This is a genomic window from Vibrio sp. Evd11, assembly GCF_900382755.1.
Lineage (GTDB): Bacteria > Pseudomonadota > Gammaproteobacteria > Enterobacterales > Vibrionaceae > Vibrio > Vibrio lentus.
On sequence record NZ_OSDX01000040.1, the window covers coordinates 28,303 to 39,850 of the forward strand.

The 11,548-nt window shown below is 44.8% G+C and carries 11 protein-coding genes and 1 tRNA gene; 5 read left to right on the forward strand and 7 right to left on the reverse strand.

Annotated features, from left to right (window positions below):
• Positions 1 to 118: 118 nt before the first annotated feature.
• The gene (locus ED652_RS16065; protein ID WP_017110050.1) at positions 119 to 862 is read right to left on the reverse strand and encodes a hypothetical protein; all 744 of its coding nucleotides are present in this window, start codon (positions 860 to 862) and stop codon (positions 119 to 121) included.
• A gap of 51 nt (positions 863 to 913) precedes the next feature.
• Here ED652_RS16065 and ED652_RS16070 point away from each other — a divergent pair, with 51 nt between their 5' ends.
• The gene (locus tag ED652_RS16070; protein ID WP_017105258.1) at positions 914 to 1,216 is read left to right on the forward strand and encodes an MGMT family protein; all 303 of its coding nucleotides are present in this window, start codon (positions 914 to 916) and stop codon (positions 1,214 to 1,216) included.
• A 94-nt stretch (positions 1,217 to 1,310) separates the two neighbouring features.
• Here the strand turns inward: ED652_RS16070 and ED652_RS16075 are convergent, their stop codons facing one another.
• Positions 1,311 to 1,751 (reverse strand): YbaY family lipoprotein, encoded by a 441-nt coding sequence (locus ED652_RS16075; RefSeq protein ID WP_122055470.1) that lies wholly within the window; start codon positions 1,749 to 1,751, stop codon positions 1,311 to 1,313.
• Positions 1,752 to 1,919: 168 nt separating this feature from the next.
• On the opposite strand from ED652_RS16075, the gene tesB reads away from it, so the two are divergent.
• Positions 1,920 to 2,780, forward strand: a complete 861-nt coding sequence (gene tesB / locus ED652_RS16080) for an acyl-CoA thioesterase II (protein ID WP_029405291.1) — start codon at positions 1,920 to 1,922, stop codon at positions 2,778 to 2,780.
• A 147-nt stretch (positions 2,781 to 2,927) separates the two neighbouring features.
• Here tesB and ED652_RS16085 read toward each other — a convergent pair whose 3' ends face one another.
• Together ED652_RS16085 and ED652_RS16090 are read right to left on the reverse strand one after the other, a co-directional pair.
• On the reverse strand, positions 2,928 to 3,593 hold the full coding sequence (locus ED652_RS16085; protein WP_122055471.1) for a hypothetical protein: 666 nt from the start codon (positions 3,591 to 3,593) through the stop codon (positions 2,928 to 2,930).
• Positions 3,594 to 3,664: 71 nt separating this feature from the next.
• Complete coding sequence (locus ED652_RS16090) at positions 3,665 to 4,138, reverse strand: Lrp/AsnC family transcriptional regulator (protein ID WP_017105254.1); 474 nt, start codon at positions 4,136 to 4,138, stop codon at positions 3,665 to 3,667.
• A 129-nt stretch (positions 4,139 to 4,267) separates the two neighbouring features.
• Between ED652_RS16090 and ED652_RS16095 the strand changes: the two genes are divergently transcribed.
• Complete coding sequence (locus ED652_RS16095) at positions 4,268 to 5,335, forward strand: PLP-dependent cysteine synthase family protein (protein ID WP_122055472.1); 1,068 nt, start codon at positions 4,268 to 4,270, stop codon at positions 5,333 to 5,335.
• An 86-nt stretch (positions 5,336 to 5,421) separates the two neighbouring features.
• Here ED652_RS16095 and ED652_RS16100 read toward each other — a convergent pair whose 3' ends face one another.
• Positions 5,422 to 5,742, reverse strand: coding sequence for a DUF1244 domain-containing protein (locus tag ED652_RS16100; protein WP_004736423.1), 321 nt, complete (start codon positions 5,740 to 5,742; stop codon positions 5,422 to 5,424).
• 187 nt (positions 5,743 to 5,929) lie between these two features.
• On the opposite strand from ED652_RS16100, the gene ED652_RS16105 reads away from it, so the two are divergent.
• Positions 5,930 to 6,523: a thioredoxin domain-containing protein gene (locus ED652_RS16105; RefSeq protein ID WP_122055473.1), complete on the forward strand. Its 594-nt coding sequence runs from the start codon at positions 5,930 to 5,932 to the stop codon at positions 6,521 to 6,523.
• A 102-nt stretch (positions 6,524 to 6,625) separates the two neighbouring features.
• On the opposite strand, the gene vexH is transcribed toward ED652_RS16105, so the two are convergent.
• Both vexH and ED652_RS16115 read right to left on the reverse strand, forming a co-directional pair.
• Positions 6,626 to 9,739: a vibriobactin export RND transporter permease subunit VexH gene (gene vexH, locus ED652_RS16110; protein WP_122055474.1), complete on the reverse strand. Its 3,114-nt coding sequence runs from the start codon at positions 9,737 to 9,739 to the stop codon at positions 6,626 to 6,628.
• Positions 9,739 to 10,836 (reverse strand): efflux RND transporter periplasmic adaptor subunit, encoded by a 1,098-nt coding sequence (locus ED652_RS16115; RefSeq protein ID WP_122055475.1) that lies wholly within the window; start codon positions 10,834 to 10,836, stop codon positions 9,739 to 9,741. The genes vexH and ED652_RS16115 overlap by 1 nt, the downstream gene beginning before the upstream one ends.
• A gap of 549 nt (positions 10,837 to 11,385) precedes the next feature.
• Here ED652_RS16115 and ED652_RS16120 point away from each other — a divergent pair.
• Positions 11,386 to 11,470, forward strand: a tRNA-Tyr gene (locus tag ED652_RS16120).
• Positions 11,471 to 11,548 lie beyond the last annotated feature (78 nt).

An 11,548-nucleotide genomic window follows, 5' to 3' on the forward strand; every position in this document is an offset into this window, starting at 1 on the left:
CCCAACACGCCGTAAAACTGTCGGATAAAGCATCACCTTTGTCTTTGTTTCATAACACATTCATTCAAGTCACATGTGCTCGCTTTTATACTTACGAGCAGAATATCATTCACTTCAGCTAGAGGTCGGCGTCTTCGTTCTCTTCCGTGCGGATGATGTAATCTGTCATCCATGCGGTGCCCAACAAACACAACCACACCACAAAGACTGGGCTTGGCACCTCAATACTTGGCGTTATCACCAAAGCCGCAAAGCCAACAGTCGGCAATGTCCAACACAGTAGCTTATTCCAACGAAAGGTCTTCAAGCGAGTGAGGGTTTCCATCGATGCCATGATGCCTGTAACACACAAGGCGACCAAAGCCGCGTAAGGTAAATCGGCCATCCATAATGGAAGAATCAATCCTAATGACCACCAACTGTGTCGACTGGCTGGTTTAAGGTGGTTCGCCGCCCACCAAATCATGATGATCGACAATGTTTGCAGAGTGGTAATCCAAGGTGCGCCATCAAGCTTACCTGCGGATTGGGTCACCATAATCCCGACTTGTAGAGTCGCGACAATTAATCCCGAAATAATAACAACCGACAAGCTACTGCGTTTTGAAAAAACCACCATCAATAATGGGAATAGCACCCACGCACTCACAGAGAGCGTGATGGGTTGTAGGGGCAGCGTTAAGCCGTAAGTCGTCATGGAAACAAGCAGAACTAATCCTGCAATGCCGCCCTGCGGTAATATCCATAATGCAGGGATGACCATTGCAAGCACTGGGATATCTCCCTCACTTAAACTGATTGCTCTCGCGCAAACAACGGCTAATAATGTGGTTATCAAGAACTGAAACGTTGAAAATACCATAGCCCTCTCCTTCTACCGATCCGTGGTATTAATGAACTAGGAATTTTTAGTATGGACCAATTTTTGCCCCAAATCTTTGCAGTGATTCACCAAATTCCATATGGAAAAGTAACAACTTATGGAGACATAGCACGTTTTTCTGGTTTTCCGGGGTATGCACGACATGTCGGTAGAGCATTAGGTAATTTACCAGAAGGCAGCAAACTGCCTTGGTATCGGGTGATCAACAGTAAGGGTGAGATATCTTTGAAAGGTGATTCGTTTGATCGCCAAAAGAAGCATCTGGTCGAAGAAGGGATTGAAGTGAGCGACGCAGGAAAGGTTAAACTCAGAATATACAAATGGCAGCCCTAGAGCTGCCATTAATCACCTAGTTAGCTAGAAGACGAAATTAGCTAATCAACTAACCAGCTAGCCAAAATACCTTAATATTGGCATCCATTTCTAATTAACGAACACCAACCAAGCGTAGGTCTGCTTGTTGCGTGTTTTCTACGTCGGTAATCACTGACTTAATCGTGTCTGTTGTGAAACGCAGTTTGCCGTCAACGTGAATCGTTGCGCGCATGTTGTAACGATGATTCGGTTGAATCTTGTTGTTGTCGTAGCTCAGCTCGAATGCGAACGGTACTTGCTTACCGTCAGTAGTGAATTCTTGAGTCGCGATAACAGTCGATGGTGCGTCAGCCAATGAAATATCTTCTAGCGTTACGGTAACCACTGCATTCTCTGGCAATGCAATTCTTTCGCGATAGCTTACTGTTCCTAAAATCACTTGAGCGTTCTCTGCAACCACTTCCTGAGAAGTGTTCGTTTCTGATGTTGCTTGGCAACCAACAAGTAGGCCAAACGATACTAAAGACGTAATAAGAATTAGAGCCTTTTTCATATTCAATTTCTCTCAACATGTTTGCCGGACTCGGCAAATCTACTCACCAATTATAAGAGAGCTTTCATATTCTGTCTTGAAACCCTATGATTTATTGACAGATATCTGACTAAGCTAAATGATTAGCACCATAATCTGACACCTATTTTACGAAGAGGAATGCTGGCGATGAGTCAACCTTTACAAGAATTACTAAGTTTACTTCAGCTAGAGAAACTGGAAGAAGGTTTATTCCGTGGGCAAAGTGAGAACCTCGGCCTGCCACAGGTATACGGCGGTCAGGTATTGGGACAAGCGCTTTCCGCTGCCCGTTATACTGTTCAAGACGACCGTAGTGTTCACTCGTTCCACAGTTATTTTCTATTTCCCGGTGATCCTGAAAAGCCAATCATTTACGATGTTGAGAACCTAAGAGATGGACGCAGCTTCAGCACTCGCCGTGTTAAAGCGATTCAAAATGGTCGCCCTATTTTCTATCTCACGGCTTCTTACCATGGTGATGCTCCAGGTTTTGAACATCAGAATGAAATGCCAAATATCCCTGGGCCAGAGAATTTTGCATCTGAAACTGAGCTAGCAAGTCATATTGCTGAGTTCTTACCTGAGAAACTGCGTAAGACTTTCTGTGGCGAAAAGCCAATTGAAATGCGCCCAGTAACAGTGGTTAATCCACTGAAGCCTAAAAAGACAGAAGCAAAGCAGTATCTTTGGGTGAGAGCGAATGGTGCGCTGCCAGATAACCAACTTATTCACCAATACCTGCTTGCTTACGCATCGGATTGGGGATTCTTGGTTACGGCGCTTCACCCGCATGAAGTGTCAATCATGACGCCAAACTTCCAAGTGGCGACGATTGACCACTCAATCTGGTTCCACCGCCCATTCAAGATGGATGAATGGTTGCTTTATGCGATTGAAAGCCCAACGGCAGCGAACACTCGTGGCCTAGTGCGCGGCGAGATCTTTAACCAAAAAGGTGAGTTAGTCGCGACGGCGGTTCAAGAAGGTGTGATGCGCTTTACTAAGTAATGAGTAGGCGTTTTTTACAAACAATACACCAGCACTAGCACTAGCACTAGCACTAGCACCAGCCAACAATAAGGGGCTAGGTATAACCTAGCCCCTTTTCTTTTCCATAACGCCAAGCAAAGGCTGTTACTCAATAGTCAACAATCTCTATTCAGTCTCTAGCGTAGGCTCAAATTCACCTTGCACTCGCGTTTTAATGCCATCGCCCGCATCTCTAAGCAAGTTAAACGGGGATAGCACTACGCCTTTCACCGCACCTTCTGCAGCGCCCTGAGCTAGTTCCTTACTCTTATCAGCTAACAAATTAGCCTGTGCCAAAATACCCGGCACTTCTGCTCTTAGCATTTCAGACTCAGTCACAATCACAGGGATAGTCTGCTCGCGGTAGGACTTACTTTCAGCCAACACAGGAGGAACAACATCAATTCGGTAGCTTTTCATTTCTGAAAGCGTTGGAGGGATAACATCCACTCTTACATTTTCGACTTCAGTGCGTACATTTTTCACTTCTTCGAGAATGCTTGGAATCTTACTGTCGACAGAGGCAATAGTTTGATTGACTTGGTCCACTGTCTTTCTCACGTCTTCGACAGTATCTAAAACTTGTGGAGCAAGCTCGTCGACATGAGCTGCAAACTCTAGCCATTCTTCGACTTTAAGGCCTTTGGTCAAGACAGATAAATCTTCGATAACCTGCGGATAAGTATCGACGATGTCACCGACTTTATTAGTAAATGAATAGATGGTGTAGCCCAAATAAAAAATGGAGACGGCTAACACCAATTGGATCGCGGTAGAGATTTTTGCAAACATGAATAATCCTTTTCTTTATCGCAGAGGCGATGTCTAAACTGAGACAAGATGTAACGTGAGGCTCGGTTAACTTACAGCGGCAATGCTGTCGTGTATTTCAATGGTTCCATGGCAAACGTCGAGGTCACATTCGAGATACCATCAATACTATTCACCAAGCGCTTGTAGAAGTCATCAAAGCACTTCATGTCTTTAACCTGAACCTTCATCATATAATCATACTCGCCAGCCATTCGATAGAACTCCATCACTTCTGGAAAGTCCGACACAGTATTCACAAAGCGCCCATACCACTCATGAGAATGGTTACTTGTTTTCACCAATACGAACGCGGTAAAAGCAAGATCAAGCTTCTCAGGGTTCAGCAACGCCACTCTTTTTTCAATAATGCCGTTCTCTTCAAGACGCTTCAGTCTTTTCCAGCAGGGAGTAGTTGTTAGGTTTACTGCCTCTGAAATATCGTTCAGTGACAGCGTACTGTCTTCTTGCAGCAAGCTTAATATTTTTTTATCTACGGCATCTATCACACTTTCACCAAATCGCATTTGAATAGAATAATTTTCTACAGTTTAGTCAAAACAAAGCAAATATGGCAAAGTTTTTCTCTCGAATTCTAGCTAAATTATAACCATACCAATTACAAAAAATTCCTACACAAGATCAGGAGAACGCTTATGTGCACTGACCATCAATGGATTAACAACGCGATTCGTAAAATTGAAGCGGACTACCAACGCTCAGCGGATACGCACCTTATCAAGCTAGACCTTCCAAGCATCGAAGGCATTGATATCTACCTTAAAGATGAAAGCACACACCCAACAGGCTCTTTGAAGCACCGCTTGGCGCGTTCTCTGTTCTTATACGCGATTTGTAACGGTTGGGTTGGCCCAGAAACAACGATCATTGAATCTTCATCTGGCAGCACTGCTGTGTCTGAGGCGTACTTTGCTCGCCTGCTTGGTCTTCCGTTTATTGCGGTAATGCCTAAGTGCACAGCGAAGAAAAAAATTGAGCAGATTGAATTCTACGGCGGCCAAGCGCACCTTGTTGATCGCTCGGATGAAATTTACGATGAGTCTCGCCGTTTAGCGACGGAACTGAATGGCCATTACATGGACCAATTTACTTACGCTGAGCGTGCAACTGACTGGCGCGGTAACAACAACATCGCGAACTCAATTTTCAATCAAATGCAGATGGAAGATCACCCAGTTCCAACTTGGGTAGTAATGAGCCCAGGTACTGGCGGCACTTCAGCAACTATCGGCCGTTTCATTCGCTACCAACAGTATGAAACTAAGCTATGTGTTGTCGACCCTGAAAACTCAGTATTCCACGAGTACTTCAAAACAGGCAATGCGAATGTTAAAGGCAACACATTCAGCAAAATTGAAGGGATTGGTCGCCCACGAGCAGAACCAAGCTTCATTCCAGGTGTGGTTGACGAAATGCGTAAGATCCCAGACGCAGCAAGCATCGCAACGACACATTGGCTGTCTGACATTCTTGGGCGTAAAGTTGGCGCATCAACAGGTACAAATATGTACGGTGTGCTTCAACTGGCAAGCGAGATGAAAGCACGCGGTGAGAAAGGCTCTATCGTGACTTTACTTTGTGATAGTGGCGAGCGTTACCTAGACACTTACTTTAATGATGAGTGGGTGAACAACAACATTGGTGACCTACAGCCTTACGCAGCGAAGTTGGAAGCTTTCTCTCAAACGGGTGAATTAGTTTAAACACCTCGCCAAGAACAAGTTTTCAAAATAAAAAAGAGCCCTTGATGGGCTCTTTTTGTGTGTTATCGGTTACCCATGACACGAGATTATTCTGGTTTTTGCTTCGCTTCAAAAGCTGCAAGTTGCTCTGGTGTTGCTTTTGGTTGGTGGTTTTGTTTCCACTCATCGTAAGTCATGCCATAGACACGCTCACGAGCATCGTCGATATCAAGGTCTAGGCCTTGTTGCTCAGCTTCTGCTTTGTACCATTTGCTGAAGCAGTTACGGCAGAAGCCAGCCAAGATCATCAGGTCGATGTTTTGTACATCTTTGTTGTTGTCTAGGTGTGCTAACAGGCGACGAAAGGTTGCTGCATCCAGCTTGTCTTGTTCTTCTTGAGAAAGATCTTTGTATTTAAATTCAGCCACTTTGGTGTCCCTTAATAGTTTTCATTTTTTTAATGTGTTGAGCAGATATTGTTATACAAAAAAAGCTCGCTGTTCGCTAGGAGCAAACGCAGGCTTTTCAAAACATTCACAGATAAACCGTCACCAAGCCTATTACATTGAATGTGATGGGCGTTTTTCATTACTAAACCGATAAACCGGAATCCCCATGAAACGATTGCAAGCCGTAGTTTTTTTATTCGCATCTATTATCTTTAGTTCAATAGCTTATGCGTCTCCTACCGAAGGAGAGCAATACTCTATTTTGGATACCCCCTATTCAACAGACCATCAAATAGACAAGTTCTTCTCATTAACCTGCACACCTTGTTGGCAGATGACCGAACTACTGAAAGATAAAGAGCAATCAGGTGAACTTGTGTTACATCGTACACATGTGATTTTCAACGAATCAACACTTCAAGCCGCAAGCCTTTATTACACCGTATTGGTTCAACAGCCCAACCTATCTCACGAACTGCTTAATGAACTGTTTTCTCTTGTGCAGACAAACAGTCCACTGCAACAAGCCGATATTGATGTCTTCTTTAAGAAACACAACCTTGTGACACAAGAGAACATGACAAAAAGCCAACAGCAGCAATGGGCAACTTATATAAAGGATGCTGCGGATAAAACAGAGCAAACGGCAATTGTCAGCATTCCAAGCTTCATCATAAATGGTCGCTATATGGTGAATCTAAGAGGCCACAGCTCGATGGATGAACTGCTCGAAACTTTAAAATATCTTAGCGATTTATAGCGCCTGCTGAGTTATTCCCTCAGATCATTTTTACGTGTTAAATAAAAAACCCGACAACGAAACAGAGTTGTCGGGCTTTAAAATAATCGCTATTGAAACCGATTAACCGTGACTGGTTCTTCCCACGTTATCGTGGCTTAGTTCTTTATTTAGAACCGCTTCCACGTGACCCGGAGAACGCGTTGAGCCAGAAATCAGTCGGTACATCGCAGGGATAACGAACAGAGTAACCAAAGTCGCAAAGCCCATACCGAAGAAGATAACCGTACCCACCGCCACTCGGCTTTCATAACCCGCGCCCGTTGACATAATCAATGGAATGGCACCTGCTAGCGTGGTAAATGCCGTCATCATGATTGGACGTAAACGTCGAGCCGAAGCATCAATGATCGCCTTTTCAAACTCAATACCACGGTCACGAAGTTGGTTAGCAAACTCTACGATCAAGATACCGTTTTTGGTCACCATACCGATCAGCATGATCATACCGATCTGGCTGTATACGTTGAGTCCTTGACTCATCAACACCAAGCCTAAGAAGCCACCAAAGATACCCATAGGTACGGTGAACATCACCACCAGCGGGTTAATGAAGCTCTCAAACTGCGCCGCGAGTACCAAGTACGCCACCAACATTGCTAGCGCAAACACCACGAGGATACTCGATTGGTTCTCTTTGAAGTCTTTAGACTCGCCAGAATAGCTCACTGAGATGTCACCCGGTAGCTGTTCAATCGCTTGTTCATCAAGGAAATCGAGAGCATCGCCCAGCGTGTAACCTTCCATTAGGTTCGCTTTGATGGTCACCGATTTTTGCTTGTTGTAGTGTGACAAGCGAATCGACGATGCCACTTCTTCAATGTGTGTCAGCGTATCGAGCGTTACTAGCTCGCCAGACTGAGTTCGCATGTAGATTTGGCTTAAATCGTTGGCGTTATTAAAGCTGTTTTCATCACCACGCAAGTAAACATCGTATTCTTCACCACGGTCAACGAAGGTGGTTTCACTGCGACCGCCAAGCATGATTTCTAACGTGTCCGAAATATCAGAAACACTCACACCCAGCTCAGCTGCACGCTGCTTGTCTACGGTAACCAATAACTCTGGTGTTTTCTCAGAGTAATCGATGTCTGCACCTTCCATCATTGGAGAGTCTTCAGCCGCTTGCTTTAACAGTTCGCCCCATTTCTGAAGTTCAGTGTAATCAGAGCCTCCCAGTACGAATTGAACTGGCTCACTTGAACCGCCTTTGAAGCCCGGCATGAACGGGAATACACGTACATCTGGAATGCCATTTAAAGATTTACGAACTTCGTTCAACGCTTCTTGCGCCGTAACATCACGTTCGTCCCAATCTTCTAGGATCATGATTACAAAGCCCGTTTGGTCGCCCGCATTACCACCAAACGCTGGTGATTGAATACTGAATGACTTCAAGAAGCCTTGACCAAGTAGCGGCATTAGACGTTCTTCAACGATGTCCATGTTGGCAGACATACGGTTATAACTGGTTGCATCAGCACCACGAACAAACGCAAAGATAACACCACGGTCTTCTTGCGGAGTCAGTTGCGACGGCACTTGTTGCATCAAACCATAGCTGCCGCCCATACACGCGATAATGATGATTGGAGCAGCCCAACGCCAATTTAACGCACGGCGCAATACCGCTTTGTATCCAGCTTCTAGCTTGCCAAACACACGTTCTACAAATCGATTGAAGCGGTTTGGTTTTACATTTGCTTTTAGAATCTTACTGCCCAGAACTGGCGTTAGCGTTAATGCCACAACAGACGAGAAGATCACCGACATCGCTAACAGTACCGAGAACTCAGTAAACAGAAGACCTACCATGCCATCCATAAACGAGATGGGTAGGAACACCATTACCAATACTAGCGTGGTTGCGATTACCGCAAAGCCTACTTCACGCGTGCCTTTATAAGCGGCAAGCAGTGGTGATTCACCACGTTCAATGTGGTGGAAAATATTCTCAACCACCACGATAGCGTCATCAACCACCAAACCAATAGATAGGATAAGAGCCATCAAGGTAATCAGGTTGATAGAGAAGCCGAAGTAGTACGCCGCAATAAACGATGAAATCAAAGAGACAGGAACCGTCACCGCTGGGATCAGGGTTGCACGAGCTTGGCCGATGAAGACATAAAGCACGAGGATAACCAAACCACCCGTAATAAAGAGTGTGCTGTATACCTCGGAGATCGAACGGTCGATAAATACCGTTGAATCATAGTCCACCGCTAGACGAGTCCCGTCAGGCAAGAACTTTTGAATCGCTTCGACTTCTTTATGGACTAAGTCAGCCACCTCAAGTGGGTTGGCATCTGACTGAGGCACAATGCCCATACTTACGTTAACAACACCGTCGCTTTTAAAGGTCGAGTTTTCGTTTTCAGCGCCGATGTAAACATCTGCTACGTCTTTTAGATAGATAGGCGTGTTGTCAGAAGCACGCTTAACAACAAGGTACTCAAAATCTTCAGCTTGGGTATATGAACGAGCCGTACGAACCGACATCACAATCGCATCGTTACGAACTTCACCGCCCGGGCTTTCAATGTTTTCGTTGTTCAGCGCCTGCGTAATATCAGAAGCAGTCACACCACGCCCGGCCATCTGAGCAGGTTTCAGCTTGACGTACATGACTTTGTACAAGCCACCCGAGATGTCCACTGAGCTCACACCAGAGATCAAACTAAAGCGGTCAATCAACACACGCTCGGTGTAATCGGTTAACTGCGTTCGATCCATCTCGGTTGAGCTGAGGTTGATGTAAACCGACGCTTCACCACTACCATTGTTCTTATAAACAATCGGGTCATCGGCTTCATCTGGCAACGAACGCTGAGCACGCGCTACCGCATCACGTACATCACTGACACCGGTATTAAGATCATAACCAAGTTCAAAGGTGATCGTGATTCTTGAAGAACCATTTCGAGTGGTTGATTCAATTTCGTCTATACCACTAATACCGGAGAGTTGGTCTTCGAGATTGGAGGTTATTTGGCTCTCAATGATGGTAGCTGATGCACCTTCATAACGAGTACTGATCGACACTACTGGGCTTTCAATGTCAGGCATCTCACGAACAGCAAGCTTGTTGAACGATACAATACCAAACACAACCAAGAGCAAGCTCAATACGATAGCCGCTACTGGTCTCTTTACAGAAACATCAGATAACAACATTAGTTCGCACCTTCTTGAGTTGCTGTATTACCATCAAGATTAGCGGTATCGCCGTCAGGTTTAGCAGGGCGATTAACGGCAAGCTCTTGAACCAACACGCCATCACGCATGTTCACAATACCTTGCACCACGATCTTCTGACCAATCTCGATGCCTTTATCAATCACAACTTCGTTATCAATACGCGCACCTAAGAAAACTTCGGTACGTGTCGCTTTGTTATCTTCACCGATAACATAAACAAATCGCTTAGTGCCTGAATATTCAAGTGCTTGAACAGGAATGATTGGCGCTTCCACTGGCGGAAAATCCATGTCAGCCGCGACTAGCATGCCCGGTTTTAGGTAATCATTATTGTTGTCGAAGTGGATTCGAACTCGTAAGTTCAAGGTTTCAGCGTTGATACGAGAATCAATACCTACCACAGTACCCGTGAACTGAGTCTCACCCCATGCACTGGTGCGAGCCGTCACTGTCATGCCTTTAGACAGTTTCGAAAGGTAACGCTCAGGAATTTGAAGATCTAACTGCATCACAGACAAATCATCTAACGTCACGAGTTCAGTACCTGCTGTCACCATTTTACCGCGACTAAAATCGATAAAGCCGACCGTGCCAGAAAAAGGCGCACTGATGTGAAGATCTTTAAGGTTGGCATTCGCAGCAGCTAAGCGTGCATTGCCAATTTCAACGTTGGTTTTCTGCGCGTCAATTTCAGTTTGCGTAATCGCATTACGTTTCACTAGTCGTTGAAATTCTGCAAGCTTACGTTTCTCATCTTTTAAGTACGCTTGCGCTTCTGCAACCGCGGCCTTGGCTTTGTCGTCATCTAATTGAACCAACATCTGCCCTTTAGTCACATCTTGATTGGCTTTGATGTTGATAGAGTCAACTCTGCCCGCGACTTCAGAAGTAATGATCACAGATTGCTCGGCTTCTAACTTACCAACCAAAGAAAGAGATTGGCTAACTTGGTGAATATCAACCTGCTCAGTAACAACAGTTACAGTGCTAGGCCCCTGACGTTTTGCAAGTGCGGCCGGAGACGCCATAAGAATAGACAAGCTAAGCAGGGTTAAAACAGATTTACGCTTCATAATAATGGTCTGCAAGTAAGGTTATACCAATCACAGTGAGTAAGTGGTCAGAAATAGCGCAGGAAAAAAGCTTGAGAACAAGGCAGAATTTTCGATAAGTAGTTATTCTACAATCAAAAATTCTAACGCAGTTATCGAGCATTTTAACAAGCTAGAATGACAAGTTACTTACTACGATTGGTATTATTATCTATAAATGAAATTAACCGTATTCTATCAAGTGATGAATGCTGTAACGTCAAGAAGTGTAAATCTAGATTAAATTCCATTTACGTTTCTCGGTGAATGACGCAAACCAAACACAATACAGAAAGCCAGTTACCTCAAGGTGTTACCTATTAATACGTAAACCTTAGTACAGATGTTCACTTCCCGAGCAATATGCGTACTTTTCGCCATCTTTGCCCAAAAAGGCAGCATTCAACACAAAACCATAAGAAAAACTCTTTACAGGTTTAACGTGTTTGCTATGATGCGCTCCGCACTTGAGAGATGCGTTGGGAAAAACATCTCTTTAGCCTATCCATTATGAGTTAGGAAAAACACCCTGGAGGGGTTCCCGAGTGGCCAAAGGGAGCAGACTGTAAATCTGCCGGCACTGCCTTCGATGGTTCGAATCCGTCTCCCTCCACCATATTCTTCTTACCTCTTTCGAGAGTTAAGAGAACAACCTGATTGATGGGCTTATGGGAAAACATCAATTTAGGCTTAC